The following is an 18,005-nucleotide window of genomic DNA, read 5'->3' as shown; positions in this document are numbered from 1 at the left end:
AATGAAACGTGATTTCGTGCGCCTTTATGAACATTTGTCATAAATCTGTAACAATATGTGCTGCGTTTCACATTTTTGTTATGTATCTTTCCTTAACATCGCGGCCACACTGGGAGCGGTAGGGTAGTAATGACGAACTGCAGTGTTTACTTCGAATGAAAGACGGCCACGGAGGCTACACTATGTTGAGCATTTTTAAACCAGCGTCACACACGGCGCGTTTGCCTGCAGCGGAGATCGACCCGACATATCGTCGATTACGTTGGCAGATTTTTCTGGGGATTTTCTTTGGTTATGCCGCGTACTATCTGGTACGTAAGAACTTTGCCCTTGCGATGCCGTATCTGGTTGAGCAGGGGTTCTCGCGTGGCGATCTGGGTTTTGCGTTGTCCGGTATCTCCATTGCTTACGGATTTTCGAAATTCATCATGGGGTCCGTTTCGGATCGCTCGAATCCGCGCGTTTTCCTGCCAGCGGGTCTGATACTGGCTGCGGCAGTGATGTTGTTTATGGGCTTTGTACCGTGGGCGACATCGAGCATTGCGATTATGTTTGTGCTGCTGTTCCTCTGCGGATGGTTCCAGGGGATGGGATGGCCGCCGTGTGGTCGTACCATGGTGCACTGGTGGTCGCAGAAAGAGCGTGGCGGCATCGTTTCCGTTTGGAACTGTGCGCATAACGTGGGTGGCGGTCTGCCTCCTCTGTTGTTCCTGCTGGGTATGGCCTGGTTCAATGACTGGAAAGCGGCGCTGTACATGCCTGCTTTCGGTGCGATCGTTGTCGCGCTGTTTGCTTTTGCTTTGATGCGTGATACGCCGCAGTCCTGTGGTCTGCCGCCAATCGAAGAGTACAAGAACGATTATCCGGACGATTACAACGAGAAAGCGGAAGAAGAGCTGACTGCGAAGCAGATCTTCATGCAGTACGTACTGCCGAACAAACTGTTGTGGTACATCGCTATCGCCAACGTGTTTGTTTATCTGCTGCGCTACGGCATCCTGGACTGGTCGCCGACTTACCTGAAAGAAGTGAAGCATTTTGCACTGGATAAATCATCCTGGGCCTACTTCCTGTATGAATATGCGGGTATTCCGGGCACGCTGCTGTGTGGCTGGATGTCGGATAAAGTCTTCCGTGGAAACCGTGGCGCGACCGGCGTGTTCTTTATGACGCTGGTGACGATTGCGACCATCGTTTACTGGATGAACCCGGCAGGCAACCCGAACGTAGATATGGCTTGTATGATTATCATCGGCTTCCTGATCTACGGCCCGGTCATGTTGATTGGTCTGCATGCGCTGGAACTGGCACCGAAAAAAGCGGCAGGTACGGCGGCTGGCTTTACTGGTCTGTTCGGTTATCTCGGCGGTTCTGTGGCTGCGAGCGCCATTGTCGGCTACACCGTTGACTTCTTCGGTTGGGACGGCGGCTTTATGGTGATGATTGGCGGTAGTGTGCTGGCGGTTATTCTGCTGGTAGTCGTCATGATTGGCGAAAAACGCCATCACGAAGAGATCCAGCTCAAGCGTAACGGGGGCTAATAGATGAAAACCACATTGAAAAGTCTCAGCGTGGCGCTGATGCTGGCAGGTATGGTTGTGAGCAGCGCGGCGGTTGCTGCAGATAAAGTCGTGATTGCGCACCGTGGCGCCAGCGGTTATCTACCGGAGCATACGTTACCTGCGAAAGCGATGGCCTATGCTCAGGGAGCGGATTACCTGGAACAGGATTTGGTGATGACTAAGGACGACCATCTGGTCGTCCTGCATGACCACTATCTTGACCGCGTCACCGATGTTGCCGAGCGTTTCCCGGATCGTGCGCGTAAAGATGGGCGTTACTACGCTATCGACTTTACGCTGGATGAGATTAAGTCGCTGAAGTTTACTGAAGGCTTTGATATCGAAAATGGCAAAAAGGTCCAGACCTACCCGGGGCGTTTCCCGATGGGTAAATCTGATTTCCGTGTGCACACTTTCGAAGAAGAAATTGAGTTCGTTCAGGGATTAAATCATTCAACCGGTAAAAACATCGGCATTTACCCGGAAATGAAAGCGCCGTGGTTCCATCATCAGGAAGGGAAGGACATTGCGGCTAAGACGCTGGAAGTACTGAAAAAGTACGGGTACACCGACAAGAACGACAAGGTCTATCTGCAGTGTTTTGATGTCGCAGAGTTAAAGCGCATTAAGAATGACCTGGAACCGAAGATGGGGATGGATCTCAATCTGGTACAGTTGATTGCATATACAGACTGGAATGAAACTCAGGAGAAAAAGCCAGACGGCAGTTGGGTTAATTACAACTACGACTGGATGTTTAAACCGGGTGCCATGAAGCAGGTTGCGCAGTATGCGGACGGCATTGGGCCGGACTACCACATGCTGATTGATGAGAAGTCGAAGAAGGGCAATATCTCGTTAACTGGCATGGTGCAGGACGCACATCAGAATAAGATGGTGGTGCATCCTTATACCGTTCGCGCCGATCAACTGCCGGATTACACCACTGACGTAAACCAGCTGTATGACATTCTTTATAACAAAGCGGGTGTTGACGGGCTGTTCACCGACTTCCCCGACAAAGCAGTGAAATTCCTGAATAAAGAGTAATGGCATAAGGCCTGTGATGCACCTCCGGTCACAGGCCTTATTGGACGAAACGTGATTAACTGCTAGATAAGGCCGTCTGCTGTTAACGTTTTCCTACATGCCTGCAGGAGAAATAAAGGGCTGCCGTTCATCGGCGGCTCTTTTGCCAGTAACAATTTTATCCCGCCTTGCGTTACAGCTCTATTTCAATATCGCCTTTTGCCCGGCAACAGCAGGGCAATATTTCACCCGGTTGAATGAAGGCCAGAGGTTCGGCAATCCAGTCAACCTGTCCCGCCACCAGGCGGGTACGACAGGAGCCGCAGTAGCCTTCACGACACTGATATTCGACTTCAACATCGTGCGACTCGAGTGCGGCAAGTAGGGAAGGATGTTCATCCTGGCACAGCAGTTGTGTGCCAGAGATGCGCAAAGTCACGCGGCCCATCAGAGCTGGAAGTTACTCAGGTCGTCGGTATCAACTTCCGAATCGATCTGGCCGACCAGGTAAGAGCTGACTTCCACTTCCTGCGGTGCGACCTGGACGTTATCAGACACCAGCCAGGTGTTGATCCACGGGATCGGGTTAGAGCGGGTCTGGAAAGGCAGATCGAGTCCGACAGCCTGCATACGGATGTTGGTGATGTACTCAACGTACTGGCACAGAATGTCTTTGTTCAGGCCAATCATTGAGCCATCACGGAACAGATAGTCCGCCCACTCTTTTTCCTGCAGCGCGGCCTGTACGAACAGGTCGTAGCATTCTTGTTTGCACTCTTCGGCAATTTCCGCCATCTCCGGATCGTCTACACCGCTGCGCAGAAGGTTCAGCATATGCTGAGTACCGGTCAGATGCAGGGCTTCGTCGCGGGCGATCAGACGAATAATTTTCGCGTTGCCTTCCATCAGTTCACGTTCGGCGAATGCGAAGGAGCAGGCGAAGCTGACATAAAAGCGGATCGCTTCCAGCGCGTTGACGCTCATCAGGCACAGATACAGCTTCTTCTTCAGCTCACGCAGGTTTACGACAACCGTTTTGCCATTAACGGTATGCGTACCTTCACCGAGCAAATGCCAGTAGCTGGTCATCTCGATCAATTCGTCGTAGTAGCTGGAAATACCTTCTGCGCGTTTCTGGATTTGCTCATTAGTGACGATATCGTCAAACACCACCGCCGGATCGTTAACGATATTGCGAATAATATGGGTGTAGGAGCGGGAATGGATAGTTTCAGAAAACGCCCACGTTTCCACCCAGGTTTCCAGTTCAGGGATCGAGATTAACGGCAGCAGCGCGACGTTTGGACTACGTCCCTGAATGGAGTCCAGCAGCGTTTGATACTTCAGGTTGCTGATGAAGATATGTTTTTCATGTTCCGGCAATGCCTGGAAATCGATACGATCGCGAGAAACATCGACCTCTTCCGGACGCCAGAAGAAAGAGAGCTGCTTTTCGATCAGTTTTTCAAAGATGTCATATTTTTGCTGATCGTAGCGGGCGACGTTCACCGGCTGGCCGAAGAACATCGGTTCCAGAAGCTGATCATTTTTCGTCTGTGAAAAAGTGGTGTATGCCATTGATGTGAATCCTGTCTGGAATGTACTGCCGGATGCGCTTTGCTTATCCGGCCTACAATACCGCGAATTAATTTGTAGGCCGGGTAAGCGCTACGCCACCCGGCAAAAGATTAAATCTTACATGCGCCGCTTTCGCAGCCATCGTCCTGAATGGACGGTACCAGATCGTCCTGAGAGTCTTCCGCACCGTCACGGGTGTTCTGATAATACAGCGTTTTGACACCAAATTTGTAGGCGGTGAGCAGGTCTTTCAGCAACTGCTGCATCGGTACTTTTCCGGACGGGAAGCGCGACGGATCGTAGTTGGTGTTGGCAGAAATCGACTGATCGATAAATTTCTGCATGATACCTACCAGCTGCAAGTAGCCGTCGTTGTTCGGCATTTCCCACAGCAGTTCGTATGCGTCGTGCAGGTGTTCGTAGTCCGGCACGACCTGACGCAGAATTCCATCTTTCGATGCTTTGATGCTCACGTAACCGCGTGGTGGTTCAATACCGTTGGTGGCATTGGAGATCTGCGAAGAGGTCTCGGACGGCATCAGAGCGGAGAGCGTGGAGTTACGCAGACCGTGAGTTTTAATTGATTCGCGCAGGCTTTCCCAGTTGTAATGCAGGGATTCGCTGACGATAGCATCCAGGTCTTTTTTATAGGTATCGATCGGCAGAATGCCTTTCGCATAGGTGGTTTCGTTAAACCACGGGCATGCGCCTTGCTCTTTCGCCAGCTCGTTAGACGCTTTCAGCAGGTAATACTGAATCGCTTCAAAGGTTTTGTGAGTCAGGTTATTGGCGCTGCCGTCAGAGTAACGTTTACCGTTTTTCGCTAGCCAGTAGGCATAGTTGATAACGCCAATACCCAGCGTACGACGCCCCATCGCACCGCGTTTGGCGGCCGGAATCGGATAATCCTGGTAATCGAGCAGCGCATCCAACGCACGTACCGCCAGTACGGCCAGCTCTTCCAGTTCGTCCAGACTTTCGATAGCGCCCAGGTTAAATGCGGACAGCGTACACAGCGCAATTTCGCCGTTTTCATCGTTAACGTCGGTCAGCGGTTTGGTCGGCAGGGCGATTTCCAGGCACAGGTTGGACTGGCGTACCGGCGCGACAACCGGATCAAACGGGCTATGGGTGTTGCAGTGGTCAACGTTCTGAATATAGATACGACCAGTAGAGGCACGTTCCTGCATCATCAGTGAGAACAGCTCAACCGCTTTCACGCGCTGTTTGCGGATGCTGTCGTCGTTTTCATATTGGGTGTACAGACGTTCGAACTCATCCTGATCGGCGAAGAACGCGTCATACAGACCCGGGACGTCGGACGGGCTAAACAGGGTGATGTCGCCGCCTTTCAGCAAACGGGTGTACATCAGTTTGTTGATCTGTACGCCGTAGTCCATGTGACGAACGCGGTTGCCTTCGACGCCACGGTTGTTTTTCAGGACCAGCAGGCTTTCAACTTCCAGGTGCCACATTGGGTAGAACAGCGTGGCTGCACCGCCGCGTACGCCACCCTGAGAGCAGGATTTCACCGCAGTCTGGAAATGCTTGTAGAACGGAATACAGCCAGTGTGGAACGCTTCACCGCCGCGAATCGGGCTACCCAGCGCACGGATGCGACCGGCGTTAATACCGATACCGGCACGCTGAGAAACGTATTTCACAATCGCGCTGGAGGTTGCGTTGATGGAGTCAAGGCTGTCGCCGCACTCGATCAGTACGCAGGAGCTGAACTGACGCGTTGGGGTACGCACGCCGGACATAATCGGCGTCGGCAGCGAGATTTTGAACGTAGAAACGGCGTCGTAGAAACGTTTTACATATTGCAGACGTGTTTCACGCGGATAGTTAGAAAACAGGCAGGCTGCTACCAGAATGTAGAGGAACTGTGCGCTTTCATAGATTTCACCGGTAACACGGTTTTGCACCAGATATTTGCCTTCTAACTGCTTCACCGCAGCGTAGGAGAAGGTCATATCACGATCGTGTACGATGAACGAGTCCATCTGCTTGAACTCTTCTTCCGTGTAGTCTTCCAGCAGATGATTGTCGTATTTGCCCATTTCAACCATTTTCACGACATGGTCAAACAGTTTTGGCGGTTCAAACTCGCCGTAGGCTTTTTTGCGCAGATGGAAAATCGCCAGACGGGCGGCCAGATACTGATAATCCGGCGCTTCGCGGGAGATCAGGTCGGCGGCAGCTTTGATGATTGTTTCATGGATATCGGAGGTCTTGATACCGTCATAAAACTGAATGTGGGAGCGCAGCTCGACCTGAGAGATCGATACGTTATTCAGTCCTTCTGCCGCCCAATCCAGAACTCGGTGGATTTTGTCGAGATTGATGCGCTCTGTACTACCATCACGCTTTGTCACCAGCAGACTCTGATTCATGTGGTTTTTTACCTGTCCGTGAAAGAAAAAATATCCCCCATATTATCCACAGAGTCATGTTGTGACTAAGTCTGTGGATAAATACTATATGTAGGGGTTGTTTGATAAAATAGACGCTATATGGTGAGTATTCTAGTAGGGATTCTTTTCAGCACAAGAGTTGATTTTGAGGTTAAATTGAGGTTGCAAAAGGGTGAGAATCGCTAAGTGCGCGTCTTATAAGGCCTGGCGGGGATGTCAATAATTGAGAAAAAAAATAGAAATTTTGATCGAGTGCTGATTTCTTCATCTAAGGTAAGGAAAGTTCTTATGATCTGGCGCAAAAATTGCTGTACCGGTACTACTCAGGATTGGTAGGCGATGCGTAATAACGTAGGCCTGATAAGCGAAGCGCCATCAGGCGTTAAAGCCCGGAGTCGTGCCGGATGGCGGCGCTGGCGCGCTTTATCCGGCCTACAATCCAGCGTCATAAGGCCATGAGCGCTGGTTTATTCGCTTTTGGCGGTGGTATGCACCATATAGTTCACATCAACGCCCGGACCGAGTTTGAAGGTGTTAGTGATGGGGTTGTAGTGCAGGCCGGTCATATGACGCTCTTTCAGCACGGTCTGATCTACCCACTGTAATAACTCTGCCGGCTTAATAAATTTTTTCACATCATGCGTGCCTTTCGGCACCATCCGCAGAATATATTCTGCTCCGACCACCGCCATCAGCCAGGATTTGCCGTTGCGGTTAAGCGTGGAAAAAAAGACTTCGCCGCCCGGTTTAACCAGTCTGGCGCAGGCCCTGACCACCGACTGCGGATCTGGTACGTGCTCCAGCATTTCCATGCAGGTCACAACGTCATACTGATGCGCATGCTTATCCGCATGTTCTTCGACAGTTTCTTGTACGTACTCCACCTGGATGCCGCTCTCCAGCGCATGCAGTTTTGCGACCTGTAACGGTTCAAAGCCCATGTCCAGCCCGGTGACGGTTGCGCCTTCGCGCGCCATGCTTTCCGCCAGAATGCCGCCGCCGCAGCCGACGTCGAGAACCTTTTTACCAAACAGGCCACCTGAGCGCTCAGTAATGTAGCCCAGACGCAGCGGGTTAATACGGTGCAGTGGCTTAAATTCACCCTCAAGATCCCACCAGCGTGACGCGACTGCTTCAAACTTGGCAATTTCTTCATGGTCAACGTTGTGAGTAACCGGGGGTTTTTCGGCATTCATTGGGGCTTCTACTCCTAAATTTGCGATGCAAATGAGTATATCAGCCTGACGGGATGAATAAAGCCTCTGTCAGGGGGAATCCATTTACCTGAATCTTCACGTATGTGTTATAATTTGCGACCTTTGAATCCGGGATACAGTAGAGGGATAGCGGTTAGATGAGCGACCTTGCGAGAGAAATTACACCGGTCAACATTGAGGAAGAGCTGAAGAGCTCCTATCTGGATTATGCGATGTCGGTCATTGTTGGCCGTGCGCTGCCAGACGTCCGAGATGGCCTGAAGCCGGTTCACCGTCGCGTACTTTACGCCATGAACGTATTGGGCAACGACTGGAATAAAGCCTATAAAAAATCTGCCCGTGTCGTTGGTGACGTAATCGGTAAATACCACCCTCATGGTGATACCGCCGTTTACGACACCATTGTTCGTATGGCGCAGCCATTCTCCTTGCGTTACATGCTTGTAGATGGTCAGGGTAACTTTGGTTCTGTCGATGGCGACTCCGCAGCGGCGATGCGTTATACGGAAATCCGTATGTCGAAAATCGCCCATGAGCTGATGGCTGACCTGGAAAAAGAAACGGTTGATTTCGTCGATAACTACGACGGCACCGAACAAATTCCTGACGTCATGCCGACCAAAATTCCTAACCTGCTGGTGAACGGTTCGTCCGGTATCGCGGTAGGTATGGCGACCAACATTCCGCCGCACAACCTGACTGAAGTGATCAACGGCTGTCTGGCATATATTGACGATGAAGACATCAGCATTGAAGGGCTGATGGAACATATTCCGGGTCCGGACTTCCCGACTGCAGCGATCATCAACGGTCGTCGTGGTATCGAAGAAGCCTACCGTACCGGCCGTGGCAAAGTGTACATTCGCGCACGCGCGGAAGTCGAAGCGGATGCCAAAACGGGTCGTGAAACCATCATCGTCCACGAAATTCCGTATCAGGTAAACAAAGCGCGCCTGATTGAGAAAATCGCCGAACTGGTAAAAGACAAACGCGTAGAAGGCATCAGCGCGCTGCGTGACGAGTCTGACAAAGACGGTATGCGCATCGTGATTGAAGTGAAACGCGATGCGGTCGGGGAAGTGGTTCTGAACAACCTTTACTCCCAGACCCAATTGCAGGTTTCCTTCGGTATCAACATGGTTGCATTGCACCATGGCCAGCCGAAGATCATGAACCTGAAAGATATTATTGCCGCGTTCGTACGTCACCGCCGTGAAGTCGTAACTCGTCGTACTATCTTTGAACTGCGTAAAGCCCGCGACCGTGCGCACATCCTTGAAGCGCTGGCGATTGCGCTGGCGAACATCGATCCGATCATCGAACTGATCCGCCGTGCACCGACCCCGGCAGAAGCGAAAGCCGCGCTGGTTGCGCGTTCGTGGGAACTGGGCAACGTTTCCGCCATGCTGGAACGTGCCGGTGATGACGCCGCGCGTCCTGAATGGCTGGAGCCGGAATTTGGCGTGCGTGACGGTCAGTACTACCTGACTGAACAGCAGGCTCAGGCTATTCTGGATTTGCGTTTGCAGAAACTGACCGGCCTTGAGCACGAAAAACTGCTCGACGAATACAAAGAGCTGCTGGAACAGATCGCTGAACTGCTGCACATTCTGGGCAGCGCAGATCGTCTGATGGAAGTTATCCGTGAAGAGATGGAGCTGATTCGTGAACAGTTCGGCGACGCGCGTCGGACCGAAATTACCGCGAACAGCGCTGACATCAACATCGAAGATCTGATTAACCAGGAAGATGTTGTCGTGACCTTGTCTCATCAGGGCTACGTGAAATATCAGCCGTTAACCGATTACGAAGCGCAGCGTCGTGGCGGTAAAGGCAAATCTGCAGCACGCATTAAAGAAGAAGACTTTATCGACCGCCTGCTGGTGGCCAACACCCATGACACGATCCTCTGCTTCTCCAGCCGTGGTCGTCTGTACTGGATGAAGGTTTATCAACTGCCGGAAGCGAGCCGTGGTGCGCGTGGACGTCCAATCGTTAACCTGCTGCCGCTGGAAGCGAACGAACGTATCACCGCAATTCTGCCGGTACGCGAGTACGAAGAGGGCGTCAACGTCTTCATGGCAACCGCCAGCGGTACCGTGAAGAAAACGGCATTGACTGAATTCAGCCGTCCGCGTTCTGCCGGTATTATCGCCGTCAACCTGAACGAAGGCGACGAACTGATTGGCGTTGATCTGACGTCCGGTAATGACGAAGTTATGCTGTTCTCTGCTGCCGGTAAAGTGGTGCGTTTTAAAGAGAACGCAGTTCGCGCGATGGGTCGTACGGCGACCGGTGTTCGCGGGATCAAACTGGCAGGTGAAGACTCCGTTGTTTCCCTGATCGTTCCACGCGGTGAAGGGGCAATCCTGACCGTCACGCAGAACGGTTACGGTAAGCGTACAGCGGAAAGCGAATACCCAACCAAGTCTCGTGGTACGCAGGGTGTTATCTCCATCAAAGTCACCGAGCGTAATGGCTCCGTTGTTGGCGCAGTACAGGTTGAAGATACCGACCAGATCATGATGATCACCGATGCAGGTACGCTGGTACGTACTCGCGTGTCGGAAATCAGCGTGGTAGGGCGTAATACCCAGGGTGTTATCCTTATCCGTACTGCGGAAGACGAAAACGTTGTGGGTCTGCAACGCGTTGCTGAACCGGTTGATGATGAAGAGCTCGACTCCATCGACGGAAGTGCAGCTGAAGGTGACGAGGATATCGCGCCTGAAGCGGAAAGCGATGACGATGCAGCGGATGACGCTGAAGAGTAATTAAAACGTAATAAGAAGGGCCGGAGAACTCCGGCCCTTTTTTTTAGTTCATGCGCTCCACGATCATCGCGATTCCCTGACCGCCGCCAATGCACAGCGTGGCAAGTCCAAGCGTTTGATCCCGTGCCTGTAGCGCATGTAGCAGCGTAACCAGAATTCGCGCACCGCTGGCACCAATAGGGTGTCCCAGCGCAATTGCCCCGCCGTTGACGTTAACCTTTTGCGGATCGAACCCCAGCGTTTTGCCGACGGCAAGGAACTGCGCGGCAAAGGCCTCGTTGGCTTCAATAAGATCGATGTCGGACAGCTGCAGTCCACTCAGCTGTAGCGCTTTTTGCGTGGCTGGAACTGGCCCCATCCCCATCATTGCCGGTGCCACGCCGCCGCTGGCCCAGGCTTTGATCCGCGCCAGCGGTTTTAGCCCAGCCGCCAGTGCCGCAGACTCTTCCATTACCACTAATGCCGCCGCGCCGTCGTTGATCCCCGAGGCGTTACCTGCGGTGACGGTTCCTGTTTTATCGAAGGCTGGCCGCAACGCGGCGAGACCTTCTGCCGTCGAGTCAGCTTTGGGGAATTCATCACGATCAAAAATGATGGTTTTCTTCCGTGACGATACGCTCACGGGCACGATTTCAGCCTGAAATGCGCCAGATTCGATTGCGGCAACGGCTTTACGCTGTGACTGCAGAGCCAGTTCATCCTGCATTTCGCGGCTAATGCCATACTCTTTGGCGACATTTTCTGCAGTGATCCCCATATGGTAACCATGCTCGGCGCAGATCAGTCCATCGCGCAGAATGACGTCAGACAATTGCCCGTCACCAAGGCGATACCCCCAACGGGCTTTCGCGTCTAACAGGTAGGGGGCCAGGCTCATGTTTTCCATCCCCCCCGAGACGATCGTCTGGGCTTGTCCCGCTTTGATTGCCAGGGCGGCAAGCGCCACGCTTTTCAGGCCGGAGCCGCACACTTTGTTGACGGTAAAGCCGCAAACGGTGTCGGATAAGCCGCTTTTTAATAATGCCTGGCGCGCCGGGTTTTGGCCGAGCCCTGACTGCAACACGTTGCCCATAATCACCTCGTCCACGCGCTGTGGGTCAAGGTGAGCGCGTTCAAGAGCGGCTCTAATGACGGTTGCTCCAAGCTCGACGGCCCCCGTAGTTGCCAGTGCGCCGTTAAAACTACCGATTGCGGTACGAGCCGCGCTGACGATGACACAGTTTTTCATTTTTCAGTTCCTTTAAATAAGAGGTTGCCGTCAGAACAAGGTCAATCCAATAACAAAAATGATGCCGGAGAAGAGCAGGGCGGTGATGCAGTACCCCATGATGTCGCGTACCCCCAATCCGGCGATGGCCAGAGCAGGGAGTGCCCAGAACGGCTGTGCCATATTCATCCATTGCTCTCCGTAGGCGATGGCCATGACAGATTTGCCAAGATCGGCACCCAGAGCTTGAGCGGCAGGCATGACGAACGGTCCCTGGATAACCCAATGGCCACCGCCGGATGGCACGGCAAAGTTAATCAGTGCTGAACTGAAGAAGGTCATCAGCGGGAAGGTATCTTTGTTAGCAACGTTGATGAAAAACTCAGTAATGAGCCCACCGAGACCGGAGTGCTCCATCATCAACTGAATGCCCGCGTAGAAGGGGAATTGCACCAGAATTCCGGCGGTGCTACGTGCGGCGGCGCTGACCGCACGCATATAGGCCATCGGCGTTTTGTGCAGCAGCAGACCGGCAATCATAAACATCAGGTTGACGGTATTGATGGTGATGTTGAAACCTTTCTCGGCAAAGTAGATGCCCAGATAGGCAATCCCTAAGGCACCGATGATCAGCGCCAGAATGCGGCTCTCTTCCAGTTTTTCCGATGGTGGCGCATCTGGCGGCAGTTTCTTCTGAAAATCTGCTTCTTCCAGTAACAGTTTCGGATCGATGCTCACCACATCCGAAGGTTTTGGCGTCATCATGCGTGTAATGAACGGCATCACAACAATCAGCGCCACGGTGATGAAGATATTGAAGCCGGTGAAGAGAGTATCCGCGACAGGAATCAGGCCCGCTATGTGCTCGACCGGGTTACCAGGCGTTGCCGCCAGCAAAGGCATTGAGCCAGAGAAACCGCCACCCCAGGTCAAAAACCCGATATAAGCGCAGGCAATCAATAACGGATAATCGGAACCCGGTACCCGACGGGCGACTTCGCGGGCGAACATCGCCCCGACCACCAGACCAAATCCCCAGTTAATAACGCAGGCCACCGAACCAAAAAAAGTGACCAACATTACCCCCTGAGCGGGGGTTTTGGCGGCGGATGCCGCCGTACGCAGCAGGCTTTTCACCGGCCCGGAACTGGCTAACGCATGGCCGGTTACGATGATCAGCGCCATCTGCATACCAAACGCCAGCAGGTTCCAGAAACCGTCACCCCAGAATTTCACCATGCTAATAGGCGTCTGTGGTGTTAACCACAGTGCGATGCCAAAAGTCAGCAACGTTAATAACATGGCGAAAATGAGCGGATCGGGCAGCCAGCGGCTGACCACCCGCGTCATAAAGCGAGCGATGCGGCCAATCATGCGTCACCTCGCTGGATGCGAAGATCGTCGGCAATATCAAAATGGGCGTCGGTTTTTTCACGCAGCGTGGCGATGTCGCAACCTTCGACGATTTCAGTCAGCCACATTTTGCCGTCAATAAAGCGAAATACGGCGAGCTCAGTGACCAGCATGTGCACAGCATGTTGTGCAGTAAGCGGCATGGTGCATTGACGCAGGATTTTCGCAGAGCCGTCTTTCGCGCAATGTTCCATGGCGATAATGACTTTACGTGCACCGGTCACCAGATCCATTGCGCCACCCATGCCGGGCACCATTTTTCCGGGAACAACCCAGTTGGCTAGGTTGGCCTGCTCATCGACCTGCAACCCGCCAAGCACACAGGCATCAACGTGACCGCCGCGAATCAACGCGAACGACATGGCGCTATCAAACATCGCCGCGCCCGGCAAAATACCGCACGGTTGGCCGCCCGCGTTCACCAGGTCAGGATGCGCGGTGGTGACAGGGCCCAGTCCCAGAAAACCGTTCTCAGATTGCAGCGTAATGTGAATATCCGCGGGCAAATAGTTGGCTACCATCGTCGGCAGGCCGATACCTAAGTTAACGATATCGCCATCGCGAAGCTCTTGCGCCACACGGCGCGCAATACGTTGTTTAGCATCCATGATTAGCTCTCCTGTGGAATGACGATATGGTCGATAACGGCGCCGGGGGTAACAATCTGGTCAGGCTGCAGCTCACCTGTTTCCACCATTTCATCCGGTTCAACCAGCGTGATGTCAGCGGCGAGAGCAATTAGAGGATTAAAGTTCCGGGCGCTGAGCTGATAAGTGAGGTTGCCAAGCATGTCAGCGCGATGGGCGCGAATTAGCGCTAAATCGGCGCGCAATGGGCGTTCAAGCAGCCAGGTTTTACCCTCGAGCGTCATGGTCTGTTTTCCATCTTCCACGATGGTGCCGACGCCGGTGGGTGTTAGAAAACCGCCAAGACCCGCGCCGCCGCATCGAATTTGCTCGATCAGGGTACCTTGTGGAACCAGTTGTACGTCCATTTCGCCTGCGATCATGCGGCGACCCGTTTCCGGGTTGGTGCCTATGTGCGAAGCGATCACTTTGCTTACCCGCCCATTGACGATCAGGGGGCCGATACCGGTATCGACAAAGGCGGTATCGTTAGCGATTAGCGTCAGATCTCTTACGCCGGATTCCAACAAGGCTTCAACCAGACGAGGCGGTGTGCCAACGCCCATGAAACCACCGACCATGATGGTCATGCCGTCACGAAAGAAGCCCGCAGCGTCTTGTAAGGTAATCAGTTTTGTTTTCATTATGTTTCCCTTTTTGCATACTCCATTTTGGGTACGTTCAGGGAATTGCAAGCAGGGTGCCAGAATGATAAAGGTGAAATGAGATTATTTAATGCATTGAAATTAAATGATAATTTTTCTTCTTTTGCTGATGGGAAGATGAGGGGACTATGCAGAGTTTTGCGCAGTGTGCAAAATTCTGCATAGCAAATTAGCGTATCAGGAACCCGATGGGTCGATGCCGTACTCTTGTAATTTATACATCAGAGCGCGACGGCTAATCCCCAGCATCAACGCCGTGCGGGTACGATTGCCGTCCTGATTATCGAGGACTTCGAGGATAATGCGTTTTTCCTCACGCTTAATCTCTTCTTTCAGATTGCGTTCCCCGGAGTAAGTTGGTTTTGTCTCTGTCATTGCGTTAACCGGGTTGCGGAACGGGTCGGGGAGATCGTCGGCAAAGATCACCGCGCCGGTATTCATCACGACTGCACGTTCGATGACGTTTGACAGTTCGCGAATATTACCCGGCCAGGGCCAGGCGGTGAGAATCGACATCGCCGTCGGGTCGATCTCGATAATATCTCGCTGATTTTCAGAGCTGAATTTTTGTAAAAAATGGTTCGCTAATAAAGCAATGTCTTCCCGACGCTCGCGTAAGGGAGGCAAAGTCAGATGGATAACGTTGAGCCGGTAAAACAGATCTTCGCGAAACGTTCCTTCCTTCACCATCGTTTGCAGGCAGCGGTTAGTGGCGGCGACGATGCGAATATCAACGCGAATGGTCTGGTGCCCGCCGATGCGTTCAAACTCTCTCTCCTGCAAAATACGCAGCAGTTTGGCCTGCAGCACCAGCGGCATCTCACCAATTTCATCAAGCAATAATGTTCCCTGATGAGCGCGTTCGAACAACCCCTGGCGCAACGTCTGTGCCCCGGTAAACGCACCTTTTTCGTGACCAAATAGCTCGCTTTCCAGTAGCGACTCCGGCAGAGCCGCGCAGTTAACTTTTATAAACGGGCCATTGGCACGTTTGCTGTTGTAATGAATGGCGCGGGCGATCAGCTCTTTTCCTGTGCCACTTTCACCGCTGATCAGGACATTTGCCTGTGAGAGGGCAATTTTCGCCGTGTCTTTACAGATATCCATCATTCGTGGGCTGTTGGTCAGAATATGTCCCCATTGCCAGCTGGTGCTCAACGCTTTATGCAGATTGCGGATTTCCTGTTTCATCTCCTGCAATTGCAACGCGCGTTGAATCACCATACTTAGCTCGTCAAGATCAAAGGGCTTAATCACGTAGTCGAATGCGCCGCTACGCAGAGCTTCTACTGCGGTTTCTACTTCGGCATAGGCGGTCATCAAAATGACGGGGATGCGTGGTTGCTGTGTACGCATGACTTTCAGCGCGTCGATGCCATCCATCTCCGGCATGCGAATGTCCATCAGCACCACGTCGGGCTGCATTTCGCTAAACAGGCTCAGCGCGGCTTTCCCGTCGCTGGCGCAATGCGTTTCATGTCCCTGCAGGGAAAATGCAGTGGCAAGCATACGGCGAACATTGTCTTCATCATCCACGATGAGAATACGGTAGGTCGTTTTCATTCTGACGGATTTCCCTGCGGGTTAAGAGGTAAAATGAGGGTGAATATCGCCCCGCAGCCTGGCTGGCTGGTGACGTGAATATCCCCCTGATGCGCGTTAATGATGCGCTGGCTCAGCGCCAGTCCAAGACCGGTGCCGGATGCTTTTGTCGTAAAAAAGGGATCGAATATTTTCTTCTGGATGGTGAGTTCGATACCGTTGCCATTATCTTCAATCATCACGGCCTGTTGCGAGGCAGAGTATTGCCAGGTGCGAATGCGAATTTCTCCTCGTGCAGCGATCGCCTGTACCGCATTGATTAAAATATTGAGGACTACCTGTTTGAGAAGCTCGCGATCGGCGACGATCGGCGGCAGGCTGGGATCTAATTCCGTTATAAAGGCGATCCGTGCCTGAAGGCCAGCGGTTTGCACCAGGATTAGCGTTTCTTCAATTAGCGCATTGAGCTGGATCTGTTGCCACTGGCTTTGTCGCGGTCGCGAGAAATCTAACAGTTGTTGAATAACTTTATTGATGGAATCAATTTCATTAAGCACAACAGATAAATATTCCTGATGTTCCGGCAGAGAGGTTTGCTGGCGGATGATCTGGACGTAGCCACGGATTGCGGTCAGCGGGTTTCTCACTTCATGTGCGACGCCGGCCATCAGCTCACCTAAGGTGGCAAGCCTTTCAGTTTGCGCCAGGCGACGCTGGGCCTCTTTACGAGCGGTTAAATCGGAGAAAATAACCAATGCGCCAATCAACTCGCCGTGGGCGTTATGGATCCTGCTCGTGGTGACGCTGATTTCAATGGTGCGTTCACGTCCTGGAAAGCTAATCTCCTGGGCCACATGTTCAGTACCGTGCTCAAGGGTGTCCAATACCGGGCTATAAAACTGCGTGTTGGCAAAGAGCGTCGCGTAAGACTGTCCAACCAGCTCATGCAGCGTGTAGCCTGTTATCTGCTCTGCCGCCGGGTTCATGGTGGTGACGTCACCCTGTCTGTCGATGGCGATCACGCCATCGGCAGCATTTTCAATAATCAGATCGTTAAGGGTTTTGGTTTCTCGTAGCGTTTGCGCCAGCGCATTGACGCTACGGCTGATTTGTCCCAACTCGCCGGGGAGTTCAGGCAATCGGGCAGGCGTTTTTTGTGCCAGCGTTGAGAGTCCATCGGTGATAATGTCGATATTCGCACTGAGACGGCGTGAAAAATGCACGATGAGCAGCAGGCTACAGATGAGCCCGGCAACCAGGACAGCAATAATTCTGACGTCCATTTTCCAGGCCTGCTGGCGGATATCTTCCGTCAGTTCATTGGCCCAGATATAGCCAATAACTTCACCCTGGCGCTCTATTGGGATCATGGAGTTGAGTATATCGCCGCGTACTTGTCGCCCTGAATAGACCACTGGCGAGTTGCTACTCATCACTTCACGTCCGGGGTGATCCTCGGTGATGGTAATACCTACGTTGCTTTGGTAGAGCGCAGAGGGGGCATAGGTGATAATGGCATCCAGCGCTTTGTGGTAATACCCTGCGCCAATGCCGGGAAACGCCTGCGTAATCCGTTCGGTGACGGGGCCCAACTCATGATTAAGCGCGCGAATACGCGCTTCACGCGGCAGGTCCGGGTAGTGACTGAAGCTGTCGCCCAACGCATCGTTTAGCAGGGTTATCACCGATGAAAGTTTTTTCTCTTTTTCAGATAAGACTGCTGAACGGCCTTCAGTTTCTACGATATAGCCTATAGATATCGTCGGAATGATGACCATCAGAATGGCCATCATGATCATTTGGTTGCGTAATCGTCGTGGGTATAACCGACGAGCCAGCCATCTCAGGTCGCGCATTCTGACATCCGTGCAGTGTTTTTCAGGCAAACGACGATTATCACGGGTTAAGACAATGGTTTCAGAGCGGTGTATCATATTCCCGTAAAGAGAGGGCATTGCGACGCCGGACATTTACC

13 protein-coding genes and 1 pseudogene are annotated in these 18,005 nt (G+C 52.6%); 3 read left to right on the top strand and 11 right to left on the bottom strand.

Translation table 11 applies throughout. The features are described 5' to 3' along the window. The first annotated feature begins 182 nt into the window (after positions 1 to 182). Both glpT and glpQ read left to right on the top strand, forming a co-directional pair. A complete protein-coding gene (glpT, locus tag OGV89_RS08890; RefSeq protein WP_003845119.1) occupies positions 183 to 1,541 on the top strand; it encodes a glycerol-3-phosphate transporter in 1,359 nt (452 codons plus the stop codon). 3 nt (positions 1,542 to 1,544) lie between these two features. Continuing rightward, complete coding sequence (gene glpQ, locus OGV89_RS08885) at positions 1,545 to 2,612, top strand: glycerophosphodiester phosphodiesterase (protein ID WP_196005755.1); 1,068 nt, start codon at positions 1,545 to 1,547, stop codon at positions 2,610 to 2,612. A 62-nt stretch (positions 2,613 to 2,674) separates the two neighbouring features. On the opposite strand, the pseudogene OGV89_RS08880 reads toward glpQ, so the two are convergent. From OGV89_RS08880 to ubiG, 5 genes and pseudogenes are all read right to left on the bottom strand, one after another. Continuing rightward, positions 2,675 to 2,764: pseudogene (locus OGV89_RS08880) on the bottom strand (hypothetical protein); the annotation flags it as partial. Positions 2,765 to 2,784: 20 nt separating this feature from the next. Continuing rightward, complete coding sequence (yfaE, locus tag OGV89_RS08875) at positions 2,785 to 3,039, bottom strand: ferredoxin-like diferric-tyrosyl radical cofactor maintenance protein YfaE (protein WP_003027609.1); 255 nt, start codon at positions 3,037 to 3,039, stop codon at positions 2,785 to 2,787. Next, positions 3,039 to 4,169, bottom strand: a complete 1,131-nt coding sequence (gene nrdB, locus OGV89_RS08870; protein ID WP_003027605.1) for a class Ia ribonucleoside-diphosphate reductase subunit beta — start codon at positions 4,167 to 4,169, stop codon at positions 3,039 to 3,041. Before nrdB ends, yfaE begins: the two co-directional genes overlap by 1 nt. A gap of 110 nt (positions 4,170 to 4,279) precedes the next feature. Then, the gene (nrdA, locus tag OGV89_RS08865; RefSeq protein WP_003027604.1) at positions 4,280 to 6,565 is read right to left on the bottom strand and encodes a class 1a ribonucleoside-diphosphate reductase subunit alpha; all 2,286 of its coding nucleotides are present in this window, start codon (positions 6,563 to 6,565) and stop codon (positions 4,280 to 4,282) included. Positions 6,566 to 7,053: 488 nt separating this feature from the next. Beyond that, positions 7,054 to 7,782, bottom strand: coding sequence for a bifunctional 2-polyprenyl-6-hydroxyphenol methylase/3-demethylubiquinol 3-O-methyltransferase UbiG (gene ubiG / locus OGV89_RS08860; RefSeq protein WP_003839414.1), 729 nt, complete (start codon positions 7,780 to 7,782; stop codon positions 7,054 to 7,056). A gap of 158 nt (positions 7,783 to 7,940) precedes the next feature. On the opposite strand from ubiG, the gene gyrA reads away from it, so the two are divergent. Further along, on the top strand, positions 7,941 to 10,577 hold the full coding sequence (gene gyrA / locus OGV89_RS08855; RefSeq protein WP_003027598.1) for a DNA topoisomerase (ATP-hydrolyzing) subunit A: 2,637 nt from the start codon (positions 7,941 to 7,943) through the stop codon (positions 10,575 to 10,577). A gap of 43 nt (positions 10,578 to 10,620) precedes the next feature. On the opposite strand, the gene OGV89_RS08850 is transcribed toward gyrA, so the two are convergent. The 6 genes from OGV89_RS08850 to atoS form a co-directional block, all read right to left on the bottom strand. Further along, positions 10,621 to 11,805 (bottom strand): acetyl-CoA C-acetyltransferase, encoded by a 1,185-nt coding sequence (locus OGV89_RS08850; protein ID WP_003845123.1) that lies wholly within the window; start codon positions 11,803 to 11,805, stop codon positions 10,621 to 10,623. Positions 11,806 to 11,835: 30 nt separating this feature from the next. Further along, positions 11,836 to 13,158: a TIGR00366 family protein gene (locus OGV89_RS08845; protein WP_003845126.1), complete on the bottom strand. Its 1,323-nt coding sequence runs from the start codon at positions 13,156 to 13,158 to the stop codon at positions 11,836 to 11,838. After that, positions 13,155 to 13,805, bottom strand: coding sequence for a 3-oxoacid CoA-transferase subunit B (locus OGV89_RS08840; RefSeq protein ID WP_003845127.1), 651 nt, complete (start codon positions 13,803 to 13,805; stop codon positions 13,155 to 13,157). Before OGV89_RS08840 ends, OGV89_RS08845 begins: the two co-directional genes overlap by 4 nt. A gap of 2 nt (positions 13,806 to 13,807) precedes the next feature. Beyond that, on the bottom strand, positions 13,808 to 14,467 hold the full coding sequence (gene atoD, locus OGV89_RS08835) for an acetate CoA-transferase subunit alpha (RefSeq protein WP_003845129.1): 660 nt from the start codon (positions 14,465 to 14,467) through the stop codon (positions 13,808 to 13,810). A 198-nt stretch (positions 14,468 to 14,665) separates the two neighbouring features. Then, positions 14,666 to 16,051 carry an acetoacetate metabolism transcriptional regulator AtoC gene (gene atoC / locus OGV89_RS08830; protein ID WP_003845131.1) on the bottom strand — a complete coding sequence of 462 codons (1,386 nt, stop codon included), beginning with the start codon at positions 16,049 to 16,051 and terminating at the stop codon, positions 14,666 to 14,668. After that, the gene (gene atoS / locus OGV89_RS08825; RefSeq protein ID WP_048998091.1) at positions 16,048 to 17,886 is read right to left on the bottom strand and encodes a two-component system sensor histidine kinase AtoS; all 1,839 of its coding nucleotides are present in this window, start codon (positions 17,884 to 17,886) and stop codon (positions 16,048 to 16,050) included. The genes atoC and atoS overlap by 4 nt, the downstream gene beginning before the upstream one ends. Positions 17,887 to 18,005: the final 119 nt, after the last annotated feature.

Source organism: Citrobacter sp. Cf125 (assembly GCF_030333935.1).
GTDB classification, from domain to species: domain Bacteria; phylum Pseudomonadota; class Gammaproteobacteria; order Enterobacterales; family Enterobacteriaceae; genus Citrobacter; species Citrobacter freundii.
Note: the sequence above shows the minus strand (reverse complement) of the source record. Positions and strands in the feature narration are given on the sequence as shown.